The sequence below is a fragment of the Flavobacterium sp. genome (assembly GCF_017744675.1).
Classification (GTDB): domain Bacteria; phylum Bacteroidota; class Bacteroidia; order Flavobacteriales; family Flavobacteriaceae; genus Flavobacterium.
Genome location: NZ_JAGIAV010000002.1, coordinates 59858 through 76295 on the forward strand (window position 1 = coordinate 59858; position 16438 = coordinate 76295).

Below are 16438 nucleotides of genomic sequence, written 5' to 3' on the forward strand. Positions count from 1 at the left end.
ATAATTTTAGAACAGAATGATAAAAAAATATTTCAGACGACTTGAAAGTATAATTGCTTTGGCTCAATCATTAATGACTCCAAAACAATTCCTTTTTTTATCTAGCGTTTTAACAGGTATATCGTGTGCGTTTGCGGTAATTGTGCTTAAAACATTCGCTCACAGTGTTTTCTCTTTTGCAACCTACATTAACGGAATCCTGAAATTGAGTTTCATCAACAGTATTTTGCCTATTATTGGTATTCTATTGACCGTTTTTGTGGTAAAAAAAGTACTTAACGGAACAATTCAGAAAGGAACTTCGCAAATACTTTATGCGGTTGCCAAAAAAGCAAGTATCATTCCGAAAAAACAAATGTATGCGCAGATTGTAACCAGTTCGTTAACGGTTGGTTTAGGAGGTTCAGCAGGTCTAGAGAGTCCGATTGTGATTACAGGAGCTGCGTTCGGATCTAATTTTGCCCAAAATTATAAGTTACAATATAAAGACAGAACTTTATTAATTGGCTGTGGAGTGGCGGCCGGAATTGCTGCTGCGTTTAATGCACCCATTGCAGGAGTACTTTTTGCTATTGAAGTTTTATTGGTAGATGTGAGTATTTCTGCCTTTACACCTATTATGATTTCTGCGGCAACAGGTGCTTTGGTTTCTGCTATTGTCTTAGACGAAAGCATTTTATTGAGTTTCAAAAAACAAGAAACATTCGATTATCACAATATCCCTTTCTATATTATTTTGGGAGTTTTAACTGGCTTGGTTGCCATTTATTACTCGAGAAATTTCCAGAGAGTCGAGCATTATTTTGCCAAACAGCAAATCAATCCATACAAAAAAGCTTTAATCGGTTCGTCGTTATTGGCCTTATTAATCTTTATTTTTCCAACCTTATTTGGTGAAGGTTACGAAAGCATTAAAACACTATCTGAAACAGATCCAGGAAAACTGTTAGACAACACTTTGTTTGCCGATTTCAGAAACAATCAATGGGTTTTACTTTTGTTTGTTGGTGCTACAGCAATGGTAAAAGTTTTTGCTTCGGGATTAACCATCGGAAGTGGTGGAAACGGAGGAAACTTTGCTCCTTCTCTATTTTTAGGATCTTATTTAGGCTATTTCTTTTCTAAACTTATAACACTTACCGGTTTAACAAAACTTCCAATCAGTAATTTTACTATGGTTGGAATGGCCGGAATCCTGAGCGGTTTGTTTCATGCTCCGCTAACCGCAATTTTCCTAATTGCAGAAATCACAGGAGGTTACGGACTAATGATTCCGCTTATGATTGTCTCTTCCATCAGTTTTGCCATTTCTAAACGTTATGAAAAATATTCACTTGACGTAAAAGGCTTAGCCAAAAAGGGACATGCTTTTACGAGCAATAAAGACACTAATATTCTATCGACTTTAGAAATTGACACGATCATACAATGCGATTATTTAACGGTTCATCCAGATGAAAATCTAAGCAAATTGGTCGATCTTATTTCGCACTCCAATCAAGTGGTTTTCGCAGTTGTCAATCACGACAAAGATTTAATTGGCGTTGTGCATTTTAATGATATTCGCGAAATTATCTTCAATGCCTATCGCGTAAAATATACCAGCATTAAAGATGTTATGAAAGCGCCATTGGCCACAATTTCTACTCTAGACAGCATGGAAATTGTAATGAGAAAATTTGAAACCTCAAAATCTGCCTTTCTTCCAGTTTTAAGAGACGGAAAATATTACGGCTTTATTTCCAAATCAATAGCACTTGAAGCTTATAGAACCAAACTTCGTTCTATGACAATTGAATAGGCTTAATATCGGATAAGTTAAAAATTTTATTTATCCGATATTAAGAAGTATCTTTGTCTGCATTATGTGGAATATCGATTTAACATACAGGCCAGAATTTGAATCAACCTTTGAGAGATTGTATCAAAAAAGGCAAGAACTGCAAAATAGCAGACCTTTGCCTAATATTGCTTTGAACAAAATACGAGAAAGTCTAGCGCTAGAATGGACCTATAATTCTAATAGCATCGAAGGAAATACACTTACCTTGAGAGAAACCCAAATGGTCATTCAAGAAGGAATTACCATAAAAGGAAAATCGTTACGTGAACATTTTGAAACACATAATCACGATAAAGCGATCGATTATCTCTACTCTATTGTTGATGAAAATTACAAGCTAAGAAGCATAGATATTCTATCTCTTCATGGTTTGGTGATGCGTTCTATCGAAGAAGATTTTTCTGGCAGAATTCGCAACGGAGGCGTTAGAATTTCAGGAGCCAATTTTATGCCACCAAACGCCAATAAAGTCTCGAATTATCTGGATGAACTGATTGATTTTATCAATACAAATCCGTTAGAATTAAATGATATTGAACTAGCCACTATTTACCATCATAAATTAGTTTGGATTCATCCTTTTTTTGATAGAAACGGGCGTACAGTTCGTTTAAGCATGAATTTGCTCTTAATGCGTTGTGGTTTTCCGCCTGCTATTATTTTAAAAAATGATCGCAAAAAATATTACGAAGCGCTTAATCAGGCCAACAATGGCAATTATCAAAAATTAACGCTTTTGATGTGCCAGGCTTTAGAACGAACGCTTAATATTTATTTAGGAGCAATGCCAGGAAGCAGTTATGATTACCAATCGATCCAAAATATTGTTAGCGAACCCGATACTCCTTATGGTCAAGAGTACGTCAGTTTATTGGCCAGAACAGGCAAAATTGACGCCTACAAAGAAGGAAGAAATTGGTATACGACAAAAGAAGCTATTGAAAACTATATGGCAACCCGAAAAAGAAAACGCTAATTGATTATTAGCGTTTTTTGTTACTATTTGTAACATAAACTTTTGCTATCGAGCACTAAAAGAACAAATCAAAGTGGTAACTTTGCGTTTTTGCTCAAAATTATGTTAGATAAAGATAATACTATAGAAGTTCTTGGTGCAAGAGTTCACAATCTAAAAAACATTGATATATCCATTCCGCGTGAAAAACTGGTTGTTATTACTGGTTTATCAGGTTCGGGAAAATCTTCTTTGGCATTTGACACTATTTATGCCGAAGGCCAGCGCCGTTATGTGGAAACTTTTTCGGCATACGCGAGGCAATTTCTTGGCGGATTGGAACGTCCTGATGTTGACAAAATCGACGGACTTTCTCCTGTAATCGCGATTGAACAAAAAACAACAAGTAAAAGTCCGCGCTCTACAGTTGGAACCATTACCGAGATTTACGATTTCCTGAGGCTTTTATACGCACGTGGTGCAGATGCCTATAGCTATAACACAGGTGAAAAAATGGTTTCCTATTCTGATGAACAAATTAAAGATTTGATTATTCAGGATTACAACGGAAAACGCATCAATATTCTAGCTCCCGTTATTAAAGCCAGAAAAGGGCATTATGCCGAATTGTTCCAACAAATTACCAAACAAGGATTTTTGAAAGTTCGTGTAAATGGCGAAGTTCAAGATTTGGTTGCAGGAATGAAACTGGATCGTTATAAAACGCACGATATTGAGATTGTTGTAGATAGAATGGTGATTGAAGACAATCCTGATACTCAGAAACGATTATCTGAAAGCATCAATACAGCCATGCATCATGGCGAAGATGTTTTAATGATTTTAGATCAGGATTCTAATGAAGTACGCTATTTCAGCAGAAATTTAATGTGTCCTTCAACAGGAATATCGTATCAAAATCCGGAACCAAATTTATTTTCTTTTAACTCTCCAAAAGGGGCTTGTCCGCATTGCAACGGCTTAGGAACTGTTCACGAAATCAACGTTAAAAAGATTATTCCAAATCCAAAATTATCTATAAAAGCAGGAGGTTTTGCGCCTCTTGGCGAATATAAATCGTCATGGATTTTTAAACAGTTGGAAACCATTGGAGAAAAATTTGGTTTTAAAATAACCGATCCGATTGAGAAAATTCCTGAAGAAGCCATGACTATGATTTTGTATGGCGGAAAAGATAAATTTTCTATTAGCTCCAAAGATCTTGGCGTAACGAGAGAATACAAAATTGATTTTGAAGGAATTTCAAATTTTATCAAAAATCAATACGATGAAAGTGCTACAACTAGCATAAAACGTTGGGCAAAAGATTTTATGGACGAAATTAATTGTCCTGTCTGCGACGGTTCTCGTCTTAAAAAAGAAGCTTTATTTTTTAAAGTTAATGGAAAAAACATCACCGAATTGTGTGATATGGATATTTCCGATTTGACAGCATGGTTCTTAGATTTAGAAAATCATTTGACCGACAAACAGCTTTTAATTGCTTCTGAAGTGGTGAAGGAAATTAAAGACCGTTTGAACTTCTTGATGAATGTTGGTTTAAATTATTTGGCTTTAAGCCGAAGTTCAAAATCGCTTTCGGGTGGTGAGGCGCAGCGTATTCGTCTGGCAACACAAATTGGTTCGCAATTGGTTGGCGTTTTATATATTTTGGATGAGCCAAGTATTGGTTTGCACCAAAGAGATAATGAAAAACTGATTCAGTCTCTGGAGCAACTGCGTGATATTGGAAACTCTGTAATTGTGGTAGAACATGATAAAGACATGATCGAAACTGCCGATTATGTTATTGATATTGGGCCAAAAGCTGGAAAATACGGCGGACAAATCATCAGTACAGGAACTCCAAAAGAAACCTTAGCTTCTAATACAATTACCGCTCAATATTTGAATGGCAAAATGAAATTTGACATTCCGAAAGAAAGAAGAAAAGGAAATGGCAAATTCTTAAAACTAACTGGAGCAACAGGAAACAACCTTAAAAATGTTTCGATCGAAATTCCGTTAGGTCAGATGACATGCGTTACAGGAGTTTCAGGAAGCGGAAAATCGACTTTAATTAATGAAACTTTGTACCCGATTCTGAATGCGTATTATTTCAATGGCGTAAAAAAACCGCAACCTTACAAAAAGATTGAAGGTTTGGAGCATATCGACAAAGTAATTGATATTGACCAAAGTCCGATTGGTAGAACGCCACGTTCGAATCCGGCAACTTATACAGAGGTTTTCACCGAAATCAGAAATCTATTTACCATGACTTCTGAGAGTATGATTCGCGGTTATAAAGCGGGTCGTTTCAGTTTTAATGTAAAAGGCGGACGTTGCGAAACCTGCGAAGGTTCTGGTGTAAGAACAATCGAAATGAACTTTTTACCAGACGTTTATGTAGAATGCGAAACGTGCCAAGGAAAACGTTTCAACAGAGAGACTTTAGAAATTAGATACAAAGGAAAATCTATTTCAGATGTCTTGGATATGACAGTTGATGAAGCAGTTCCTTTCTTTGAAAATATTCCAAAAATTCACAGAAAAATCAAAACGATTCAAGATGTTGGTTTGGGTTATATCACGCTTGGTCAGCAAAGCACAACGCTTTCTGGCGGTGAAGCGCAGCGTATTAAACTGGCAGGTGAATTGTCTAAAAAAGATACTGGAAATACATTTTACATATTAGACGAACCCACAACAGGATTACATTTTGAAGACATTCGTGTTTTGATGGAAGTAATCAATAAACTGGTTGACAAAGGAAATACGATTCTTGTGATCGAACATAATATGGACGTGATAAAACTTGCAGATTATATTATCGATATTGGCCCAGAAGGAGGAAAAGGCGGCGGACAATTGGTCGCCAAAGGAACTCCTGAAGAAGTGGCAAAGAACAAGAAAAGCTATACGGCTAAATTTTTGAAAAAAGAATTGGAGTAAACAAAACCCGACAGGTTTTTAAAACCTGTCGGGTTTACTATGTATAGGGATCTTTTTTCAAAGTTTAAAACTTTGACAAAGGTTAAATCTCTTTAATCTACTCTATTAATATCTGTCGAACCTACGGTTCTTTTTTTCTTTTCGTTTTATCTTTCCGACGGATTAAAATCCGTCGCTACAAAATGAATTGAGCCGATGGCTCTTTTTAAAATCTTAATTAGCATTGTTCAGTAAAAGTTTCGTAGAAACGAATATATTGTAGCAACGGATTTTAATCCGTTGAAGATTTATGGAGAGATCTATATTAGTTTCATAGAAACGAACATTTTGTAGCAACGGATTTTAATCCGTTGAAGATTTACGGAGAGATCTATATTAGTTTCATAGAAACGAACATTTTGTAGCAACGGATTTCAATCCGTTGAAGATTTACGTTGAAAATTATTACGAACACAATATTGAGTTCCATAGGAACGGAACATTATTTTTCGCATTCAAATTATTCAATTATCTTTTTGCTTTTAATGCATTGATAATGAATCAAAAAACTGAATTTGATTATTATCACAAGATTACTTTTAGATTATAATTCGTGTTTTTTGTAACAATTCTAGAAAAAAGCGTTAATTTAGTGTCCGCTTTTTTTGAAAAATTCAATGTTTTAAAGAAAGATCTTTTCAATTAAACCAATTGTTTATTTTGAAACCAACTGCCCTAGCCCTGATGGGAACGGCATCCTTTTGTGGTGGGGTTCACCGCAAAAGATACAGTGGACAGCAGGAATTAGCTCCTTCAAATCCGCTAAATACATAAATAAAATAATAAATTAAAATACCTAAAATGAGATTAGAAGATTTTGATAATGATGAAGATAAAGTAATTCAGGATCGTTTGAAACAAAAAACGTGGAATGAAATTAAAACCAATGACAGCTGGGCAATTTTTAAAATTATGTCTGAGTTTGTAAACGGTTACGAAGCAATGGGACGTATTGGTCCGTGCGTTTCTATTTTTGGATCTGCAAGAACAAAACCAGATGATAAGTATTATAAACTAGCTGAAAAAATCGCTTATAAAATCAGTAAAGCAGGTTACGGTGTGATTACAGGAGGTGGTCCCGGAATTATGGAAGCTGGAAATAAAGGTGCGCATTTAGGTGGTGGAACTTCTGTAGGCTTGAATATTGAGCTTCCGTTTGAGCAACATTTCAACCCTTATATTGACCATGATAAAAACTTAAACTTCGATTATTTCTTTGTGAGAAAAGTAATGTTCGTAAAATATTCGCAAGGATTTGTGGTTATGCCTGGAGGATTTGGAACTTTAGACGAAATGTTTGAAGCAATCACTTTAATACAAACTAAGAAAATTGGAAAATTCCCAATTATTTTGGTTGGTGTTGAATTCTGGTCAGGACTGATCGAATGGGTTAAAACTGTTTTGGTTGAAAAAATGCATACAGTAAGCCCAGAAGATTTGAATTTGTTTAAAATCGTAGATACCGAAGATGAAGTTGTAGAAGCATTAGATAAATTCTACAAAAAGTACGATTTAAGTCCGAATTTCTAATTTTCAAACCATTCATAGTTCTTAAATGTTTTTAAGCACTTATGTCACTGATATGGTTAAATTATACTGCAAATACGCAAAAATTGAAAGCTGTTTTTTTAAACAGCTTTTTTTATATTATTTTTACAGAAATCCGAAACTCTGATATGTTCGTAACTTAAGTATATCTAATAATTTTTAAGCCACTATTTGAAAGCACTTTATAAAATTATTTGCCTCTTTTTAGCTTTATCATTTTCGATAAAACTAACTGCACAACATCTCTCCAAGATGGAAGTGGCAGTAAATCTTGAGCTTAAAACATTAAACGTTAGGCAGGATATTACGTATCACAATACTTCAAACGACACTTTAACTTCGATTGTCTTAAACGATTGGAACAACGCTTTTGTAGACAAAAATACTCCTCTAGCCAAACGTTTTTCTGATGAATTTTATAGAGGATTCCATCTGGCAAAAGCTGCTGATAGAGGAAAAACAACGATTATAAATCTAACCGAAACCAATTATTTGGCTTTGGAATGGGAAAGAAGCGCTCAAGATCCAGACTATATTATTGTAAAGCTTAATCGCAATCTTTTACCTAACGAAAAAATCGATTTACATCTTAATTATATCGTAAAAATACCAAACGATAAATTCACTCATTTTGGTTTTGACCAAAATGGCGGTATGGCGCTTAAAAACTGGTTTTTAAGTCCTGCCCGTTTTGAAAATGGCCTTTTTGTAAAATACAACAATTACAATTTGGACGATATTGCCAATGCAGTGAGCGATTATGAAGTCGAAATTAAAATTCCCACCCAATATTCTATTACAACCGATTTAAATTCGGTTGCAAAAGACACAACCAATCAGGGCTACAATATCCTAAGTTTCTCAGGAAAAAATAGAACCGATTTTAGTTTGTATATCGAAAAGCAAAACAGTTTTAGATCGTATGACAATGGCTCTTTGGTGGTTGAAACCAATTTAAAAAACAAAAAAATAGACGAATTTCAGAAAGCGATTATTATCAATCGCGTGGTTTCGTATGCTGAAAAAGTTATTGGCAAATATCCGCACGAAAAAATAACCGTTTCTCAGATCGATTACGATCGAAATCCGTTTTATGGTTTAAACCAGCTGCCTTCATTTATTAGTCCGTTTGAGGATGATTTTGTATTTGAAATTCAATTTTTAAAGACTTTTTTAAATAATTACCTTAAGAACAGTCTTCGATTAGACCCAAGAAAAGACAATTGGGTTTATGACGGAATCCAGATTTATACTATGATGAAGTACATGGAAGAACATCATCATGACGAAAAAATGCTGGGAAGGCTTTCTGACATGAAACTCTTTAAAAGCTATAACATTACCAATCTTACTTTTAATGAGCAATACAGCTATTACTATATGCTAATGGCTCGTAAAAATTTGGATCAGCCGTTAGGTGACCCTAAAAACACATTAATAAAATTTAACGAGCAAATTGCCAGTAAATACCGCGCAGGTTTAAGTTTAAGCTATTTAGACGATTATCTCAATCACGATATTGTTCCTAAAAGCGTAAAAGAGTTTTACAATCTAAACCAAATTGGACAGTCGAATCGTTATGATTTTGAGAAAATCTTAACCCAGAAAAGTCCAAAAAAAATAGACTGGTTTTTTAAAACTATTATCGATTCAAGAGATATTATCGATTATAAATTTTCTCACGTTTCTCGAACTGCAGATAGCATTACTTTCTCTGTCAGAAACAAAACCGGAATCTACGCTCCTATTCCAATTTACGGAATCAAAAAGAAAGAAGTCGTGTTTAAGGAATGGATTGAGCCAAAAACAGCGGATTCTGTTTATCAATTCAGCCGAAAAAATGCAGACAAGATCGTTATTAATTACGACAATGAAGTTCCAGAATACAATCAAAGAAACAACTGGAGGTCTTTAAAACATGTTGCGCTAAACCGTCCTGTAAAATTTAATTTTGCCAAAGATCTGGAAGATCCAGATTATAATCAGATTATCTACATTCCAACATTAAATTATAATTATTATGATGGTTTTGCACCTGGAATTCGTTTTAGCAATAAAACCATTTTAGACAAACCTTTCAATTTCGATATCAACCCAGCCTATTCTATAAAAGCGGGTACAATTTCTGGATCATCAGCTTTTTCATGGAATCAGTATTATAGAAATAGCACTTTATACAATGTTCGTTATTCTATCAGCCAGAATTATTTCCATTATGCTCCAGATGCGACTTATTTGAAATTAAATCCGATGGTCATATTTCGCATTCGCGAAAAAGATTTCAGAGACAATAGAAAACAAGCATTTTTATTTCGTCAAGTCATTGTAAATCGTGAAGAAAGCCAGTACATCACAGATAATTCAACACCTAATTATTCTGTTTTTAATGCCCGCTATTCTAACACCAAAACAGAATTAATCGATCATTTCAATTTTATGACCGATTTACAGTTTTCTAGCGGATTCGGTAAAGTTTCTGGGGAAATAGAATACAGAAGACTATTTCAAAACAATAAGAAATTAAATTTAAGATTATACGTTGGAAGTTTCTTGTATAATAAAACAAACTCAGATTATTTTAGTTTTGCTTTAGATCGTCCGACAGATTATTTATTTGATTATAATTTATTTGGAAGATCAGAAAGTAAAGGTTTCTTCAGTCAGCAGTATGTCATTGCAGAAGGAGGTTTCAAATCGCAGTTAGAACCATCTTACGCCAATCAATGGATCACGACTTTAAATGCAAGTTACGCAATATGGAACTGGGTAGAACTTTACGGAGACATTGGTTTTTTGAAAAACAAGCATCAAAGTGAGTTCTTTGCTTATGATTCTGGAGTGCGTTTAAACTTGGTTCCAGACTATTTTGAACTCTATTTTCCTGTTTATTCTAATAATGGATGGGAAATATCGCAGCCTAAATACAATGAAAAAATACGATTTATCATCACTTTTTCACCAAAAACGTTAGTTACCCTTTTCACTAGAAAATGGTTTTAATCAAATAAATTTTAAACAAAAACTTGCGAAATTGTCAATAAAATTAAATTTTACATAAAAATAACAAAAATAAAATACGTTGTTTCTGAATTTGAATACAAATAATTAAATTATATTTAGTTCAAAGAATTATGATTATTGATTGTTTTTAAGTAATTTCGCGTCAAATAACATGACCACTACAAGATTATGATAAAAGAAAAAAGCAATACTACACTGACATTTGAAGATTTCAAAACTGAGGTATTGAATGACTATAGAATTGCGGTTACAAGCCGTGAATGTAGTCTTTTAGGTCGAAAAGAAGTATTAACAGGAAAAGCTAAATTTGGAATTTTTGGCGACGGAAAAGAAGTTCCTCAGCTAGCAATGGCAAAAGCTTTTAAAAATGGAGACTTCCGTTCTGGATACTATCGCGACCAGACTTTTATGATGGCTATTGGCGAATTGGATGCAAAACAGTTTTTTGCTGGCTTATATGGTCATACTGATTTAGCTTTTGATCCGATGTCTGCAGGAAGACAAATGGGCGGACACTTTGTAACGCACAGTTTAAACGAAGACGGTTCTTGGAAAGACTTAACTAAACAAAAAAATTCAAGCTCAGATATATCTCCAACAGCGGGGCAAATGCCAAGATTACTTGGTTTAGCTCAAGCTTCTAAAATTTATAGAAACGTTGACGGAATTACGATTAAAGATAAATTCTCTGTTAATGGAAATGAAGTAGCATGGGGAACTATTGGCAATGCAAGTACTTCTGAAGGTTTATTTTTTGAAACCATAAATGCTGCAGGAGTTCTTCAAGTTCCAATGGTAATGAGTGTTTGGGATGATGAGTACGGAATTTCTGTTCATGCCAAGCATCAGACTACCAAAGAAAATATCTCTGAAATTTTAAAAGGATATCAGCGCGACGAAGATTCTAAAGGTTATGAAATCTTTAGAGTTAAAGGTTGGGATTATGCCGAATTGGTTTCGACTTACGAAAGAGCTGGAGCAATCGCTCGCGAAGAGCATATTCCTGTTTTAATACACGTTAATGAATTAACGCAACCTCAAGGCCACTCGACTTCTGGTTCTCACGAACGTTACAAAAGTGCAGAAAGATTGGCTTGGGAAAGAGATTTTGACTGTATTCGTCAAATGCGTCTTTGGATGATTGCGATTAATATTGCTTCTCCAGAAGAATTGGCAGAACTTGATTTCGAATTAAAGAAAGAAGTTTTAGAAGCTAAAAAAGAAGCTTGGAATTCTTTCATTAATCCTATTATTGAAGAACAAAAAAACCTTCTGGCTTTATTGGAAGAAATTGCTGAGGCAAGCATCAACCATAAAGACAGAATCAAAAAATTAATTGCTGAATTGACAGCGATTAAAGCGCCTTTGAAAAAGGAACTATTGGTTTATGCTAGAAAGATTCTTCGTTTTATTGAAGTTCCAAACAGCAAAGTTCTTTTATCAAATTGGATTACAAAATTCTTGAATGAAACTCAAGAAAAATTCAGCAGTAATTTGCATTCAGAGTCTGCTCAAAATGTATTTTCAGTACAAAAAGTGCTTCCAAAATATGCCGAAAATGCAAAACCAGATTTGGATGGAAGAATGATCTTGCGAGATAATTTTGATGCTTTATTTGCGAAATATCCTGAAACTTTAATTTTCGGTGAAGATGTTGGAAACATCGGAGACGTAAATCAAGGTCTTGAAGGCATGCAGGAAAAATACGGAGAACTTCGTGTTGCCGATGTCGGAATTCGTGAAGCGACTATTATTGGTCAAGGAATCGGAATGGCTTTAAGAGGCTTACGCCCGATTGCTGAAATTCAATATCTAGATTATTTATTGTACGCTATTCAGATCATGAGTGATGATTTAGCTACTTTACAATATAGAACAGTTGGTAAACAAAAAGCGCCGTTAATCATTAGAACTCGCGGTCACCGTTTGGAAGGAATCTGGCATTCTGGTTCTCCAATGGGAATGATCATCAATGCGATTCGTGGAATTCATGTTTTGGTTCCAAGAGATATGACACAAGCAGCTGGTTTTTATAACACTTTGTTAGAATGTGACGAACCTGCCTTGGTTATCGAATGTTTGAACGGATACCGCTTAAAAGAAAAGACGCCGCTAAACTTTGGTGAATTTAAAACGCCAATCGGAGTTGTAGAAACTTTAAGAGAAGGTTCTGATATTACTTTGGTTTCTTACGGATCCACTTTAAGATTGGTGATGCAGGCCGCTAATGAATTGGCAGAAAAAGGAATTGAGTGCGAAGTTATTGATATTCAATCTTTACTTCCATTTGATATTAGCAAAGACATTGTAAAAAGTATTGCCAAAACAAATCGTCTTTTAGTAATTGACGAAGATGTTCCTGGAGGAGCTTCGGCCTTTATTTTACAGCAGATTTTAGAAGAACAAGACGCTTACAAATATTTAGACAGCAAACCGCAGACTTTAGCAGCGAAAGCACACAGACCTGCTTACGGAACTGACGGTGATTATTTCTCTAAACCTTCTGCAGAAGACATCTACGAGAAAGTTTACGACATGATGCATGAAGTGAATCCGTCTAAGTTTCCTGATTTGTATACGGGATTTTAGATTTTTAAATATAAAAAAAACGCTCCACAGGAGCGTTTTTTTGTTGCCCTTACCCAAAGAACGAAGCAACCTCACTAACAATTATCGACTAAGCAAATGAGGTTGCTTCGTTCCTCGCAATGACCCAATCTTTGTCGAGTTTCTTGCGGAGATCCCTCGTTCCTCGGGATGACAAGATTATGGATAATTCTTGTATTTATGTTTTAGTAATTTCAGGTTCAACCATCAACCATCAACCATCAACCATCAACAATCAACAATCAACAACCACCATCAACAATTAACAATTAACAATTAACCATTAACTTAAAGATCTCTGAGCATAGCTCTCGCTCTTTCCAAATCCTCGGCAGTATCAATTCCGATTCCTACGTGAGTGGTTTCAACCATTTTAATGCGTTTTCCGAATTCTAAATAGCGTAATTGCTCTAACTTCTCTGAAGCTTCTAAAGATTTCATTGGAAGGCTGTAGAAGTCTAATAAGGCTTGTTTTCTGAAAGCATAAATTCCTATGTGCTGAAAGTATCTTACTCCAACATTTTTTTCTCTTGGGTACGGAATTACAGAACGAGAAAAATACAAAGCAAACTGCGATTGATCTACCACAACTTTCACATTATTCGGATTATTGATTTCTTCTTCATCTGTGATTTCACGCATTAGCGAAGCCAAATCAATCTTTTTATCTGGGTCATTTTTAAAAACAGATAAAACTTGTTCTAGTGGCCCAGCTTCTGTAAAAGGTTCATCACCTTGCACGTTTACCACAATATCAACATCAAGATTCGCAACGGCCTCTGCAATTCGGTCGCTTCCAGATTCGTGTTCTTTGATGCTCATAATCGCTTTTCCGCCATTAGAAACAATTTCGTCAAAAATCAGATCAGAATCCGTAACCACAAAAACATCATCGAACAGTTTTGTCGAAACTGCCGCTTCATACGTTCTTAAAATCACAGTTTTCCCCCCTAGGTCCTGCATTAACTTAGCAGGAAAACGAGTTGAAGCATATCGTGCCGGAATTACAGCTATTATTTTCATTTGAATATTCAATTTTAAAGAGTCTAACAAATATACTATACACCAAGAGCTTTCAAAAATATATTTATAACATATTTCTTAAAGCACTGCATTTTAATCTCTTATAAAATTTTTACTTTTAAGGGAAAAAACATGAAAAGAAACTTTACTTCACTCCTGCTCTTTTTCTTTTTAATTTTAAGCTCCAATACTTTTTCGCAAAACAGCAATCCTACTATTCTAAATGCATTTTCGAATCGTGTTTTTTCAGGAAAAGGATACCAGCAAATCCAAAATTTAAAGTGGAAATTCAAGACTGAAGGCAAGATCTTTTCTTCGCCAATTGTACAAAACGGCATTGTTTACATTGGCAGTGAAGATGGCTATTTTTATGCCATTGATGAAAAATCAGGAAATCTAAAGTGGAAATTCAAAACCAATGGAGCCGTTCACAGTTCGGCAAGCATTTATAATGATATGGTTTATTTTGGGAGTTTTGACGGTTATTATTATGCTATAAACACAAAAACAGGAAAACAAATCTGGCGTTTTAAAACTAAAGGTGAACATTGGTACAGCGAAATCGGAATGTGGGGCATGAAACCAACCGATTCGCTTATGGCCGACTTATGGGACTTTTACCTTTCAACTCCCGTTATTTATTCAGACAACAAATTGGCTTTGGCCATTTTTGGAAGCAGCGACGGAACAATGTACGCTGTTGATGCCAAAAATGGAAGTTTAAAGTGGAAATTCGAAACAAAAGCCGCCATCCATAGCACTCCTATAATAGATCAAAATACTGTTTATTTTGGAGGCTGGGATGGAATATTTTATGCTTTGGATGCAAAAACTGGAAAAGAGAAATGGAAATTTTCGACCGAAGTGAAAACGGGTTTTACCGGAATTCAAGCTTCTGCTGCAGTTTCTTATGGAATCGTATATTTTGGCTCAAGAGATCCTTATTTATTTGCGCTTGACACCGAAACGGGAAAATTAATATGGAAATACAATGCTGAAAATTCATGGATTTTAAGCTCAGCAGTTGTTAAAGACAATACGGTTTATGTTGGAACTTCAGACACTTATGCTTTATTGGCGCTTGACTCGAAAACTGGAAAAGAAAAATACCGATTTAAAGGCAACGGATATATTTATTCTTCCCCTGCAATTGCCAGTAACACGATTTATTTTGGAGATTTCTCCGGAAACTTCTTTGATTTGAATCTGCTTTCAGATGGAAAAGAATCGCATACTATTTCGACAGAAAATAGAAATAAATATGCGAACACTATTCTTAACAACAATCATCTAGACTTTCTATTTGTGGCCAAACAAGCAGATTTATCTATTTATGCCGAAAACAAAAAGATTATGGATGAATTTTATAAATTAGGTCCGATCGTTTCTTCTCCGTTTATCAGTAATAATGTGATTTTTTATGGAAGCGCAGACGGTTTTTTATATGCTTACAATTTGAGAAAAGAAAAATAATCTTAGTGAATCTCTGCGAATCTTTGTGGTATTTATATTTCACAGAGTTACACAAAGGTTTTCGCAGAGATTCACTAAGTAAATTACATGATTTTTACAGAAGTCATGCTTAAAGAACCTGCCAATAATTTGTCATTAAACAAGTCCAATTCATCTGTTTTATCCTTTAATCCTAAAGTATACAATAGCGGAAGATAATGTTCTGGAGTTGGAACTGCCAATTGAACCGCTTTGTTTAATTTTTCGAAATCAATTAACGGCTGGAAATTTCCGTCTAGCAAATAATTATTTACAGTTTCTCGAGCTTCAATTGCCCAATCGTAACCGTAATTGTCTTTATCGAAATTTCTAAAATCAACCATTCTAAGATTATGCACAATATTGCCGCTTCCGATGATTAAAACACCTTTGTAACGAAGCGCTTGCAGTTTCTGAGCCAATTCAAAATGATATTGCCCTGATTTGGTATAATCAATACTCAACTGAATTACAGGAACATCTGCATTTGGATACAAATGCTTGATAACACTCCAAGCTCCGTGATCCAATCCCCAATGTTCGTCTAATTCAACCATCACAGGATCTAAAATCTTTTGTGTTTCAACTGCCAATTCCGGACTTCCTTTTGCAGGATATTGCACATCAAAAAGCGCTTGCGGGAAACCTCCAAAATCATGAATAGTTCTTGGCATTTCCATTGCGGTTACTTTTGTTCCTTTCGTAAACCAATGTGCCGAAACGCATAAAATAGCATTGGGTTGTGGCAATGTTTTGGCTAAATTGCGAAAACCCGTTACAAACTGATTTTCTTCAATAGCATTCATGGGACTGCCGTGTCCTAAAAACAGAACTGGCATTTTATCTGTATTCGAAAACGTTGATGAAATCGAATGTAAGTCGTTTAGTGTTGTCATTGTCTTGAAATTTTTTCCGCCATAAATTCACGAATTTTATTTTAAAACCTTTCCCTATTC

Annotated in this window: 9 protein-coding genes; 7 read left to right on the top strand and 2 right to left on the bottom strand. The window is 34.9% G+C overall.

From position 1 onward, the window contains the following. Positions 1 to 16: 16 nt before the first annotated feature. The 6 genes from J7574_RS05765 to J7574_RS05790 all read left to right on the top strand — a co-directional run bounded on the left by J7574_RS05765 (position 17) and on the right by J7574_RS05790 (position 12950). Positions 17 to 1801 carry a chloride channel protein gene (locus J7574_RS05765; RefSeq protein ID WP_290965545.1) on the top strand — a complete coding sequence of 595 codons (1785 nt, stop codon included), beginning with the start codon at positions 17 to 19 and terminating at the stop codon, positions 1799 to 1801. Positions 1802 to 1865: 64 nt separating this feature from the next. Then, a complete protein-coding gene (locus J7574_RS05770) occupies positions 1866 to 2819 on the top strand; it encodes a Fic family protein (protein ID WP_367272542.1) in 954 nt (317 codons plus the stop codon). A 102-nt stretch (positions 2820 to 2921) separates the two neighbouring features. Beyond that, a complete protein-coding gene (uvrA, locus tag J7574_RS05775) occupies positions 2922 to 5753 on the top strand; it encodes an excinuclease ABC subunit UvrA (protein WP_290965549.1) in 2832 nt (943 codons plus the stop codon). Between the two features lie 840 nt (positions 5754 to 6593). Further along, the gene (locus J7574_RS05780; RefSeq protein WP_290965551.1) at positions 6594 to 7322 is read left to right on the top strand and encodes a TIGR00730 family Rossman fold protein; all 729 of its coding nucleotides are present in this window, start codon (positions 6594 to 6596) and stop codon (positions 7320 to 7322) included. Positions 7323 to 7592: 270 nt separating this feature from the next. Beyond that, positions 7593 to 10340 (top strand): aminopeptidase, encoded by a 2748-nt coding sequence (locus J7574_RS05785; RefSeq protein ID WP_290965553.1) that lies wholly within the window; start codon positions 7593 to 7595, stop codon positions 10338 to 10340. Between the two features lie 189 nt (positions 10341 to 10529). Next, a complete protein-coding gene (locus tag J7574_RS05790; RefSeq protein ID WP_290965555.1) occupies positions 10530 to 12950 on the top strand; it encodes a thiamine pyrophosphate-dependent enzyme in 2421 nt (806 codons plus the stop codon). A 306-nt stretch (positions 12951 to 13256) separates the two neighbouring features. On the opposite strand, the gene kdsB is transcribed toward J7574_RS05790, so the two are convergent. Continuing rightward, positions 13257 to 13991, bottom strand: coding sequence for a 3-deoxy-manno-octulosonate cytidylyltransferase (gene kdsB, locus J7574_RS05795; protein WP_290965557.1), 735 nt, complete (start codon positions 13989 to 13991; stop codon positions 13257 to 13259). Positions 13992 to 14123: 132 nt separating this feature from the next. On the opposite strand from kdsB, the gene J7574_RS05800 reads away from it, so the two are divergent. Further along, on the top strand, positions 14124 to 15464 hold the full coding sequence (locus J7574_RS05800) for a PQQ-binding-like beta-propeller repeat protein (protein WP_290965559.1): 1341 nt from the start codon (positions 14124 to 14126) through the stop codon (positions 15462 to 15464). Between the two features lie 83 nt (positions 15465 to 15547). On the opposite strand, the gene ygiD is transcribed toward J7574_RS05800, so the two are convergent. Continuing rightward, positions 15548 to 16378, bottom strand: a complete 831-nt coding sequence (gene ygiD, locus J7574_RS05805) for a 4,5-DOPA dioxygenase extradiol (protein WP_250347816.1) — start codon at positions 16376 to 16378, stop codon at positions 15548 to 15550. Positions 16379 to 16438 lie beyond the last annotated feature (60 nt).

Excerpts from the sequence above, each read along its gene's own strand:
- J7574_RS05765 (WP_290965545.1), top strand. The coding sequence starts at position 17 with ATGATAAAAAAATATTTCAGACGACTTGAAAGTATAATTGCTTTGGCT.
- J7574_RS05770 (WP_367272542.1), top strand. The coding sequence starts at position 1,866 with ATGTGGAATATCGATTTAACATACAGGCCAGAATTTGAATCAACCTTT.
- uvrA (WP_290965549.1), top strand. The coding sequence starts at position 2,922 with ATGTTAGATAAAGATAATACTATAGAAGTTCTTGGTGCAAGAGTTCAC.
- J7574_RS05780 (WP_290965551.1), top strand. The coding sequence starts at position 6,594 with ATGAGATTAGAAGATTTTGATAATGATGAAGATAAAGTAATTCAGGAT.
- J7574_RS05785 (WP_290965553.1), top strand. The coding sequence starts at position 7,593 with ATGGAAGTGGCAGTAAATCTTGAGCTTAAAACATTAAACGTTAGGCAG.
- J7574_RS05790 (WP_290965555.1), top strand. The coding sequence starts at position 10,530 with ATGATAAAAGAAAAAAGCAATACTACACTGACATTTGAAGATTTCAAA.
- kdsB (WP_290965557.1), bottom strand. The coding sequence starts at position 13,991 with ATGAAAATAATAGCTGTAATTCCGGCACGATATGCTTCAACTCGTTTT.
- J7574_RS05800 (WP_290965559.1), top strand. The coding sequence starts at position 14,124 with ATGAAAAGAAACTTTACTTCACTCCTGCTCTTTTTCTTTTTAATTTTA.
- ygiD (WP_250347816.1), bottom strand. The coding sequence starts at position 16,378 with ATGACAACACTAAACGACTTACATTCGATTTCATCAACGTTTTCGAAT.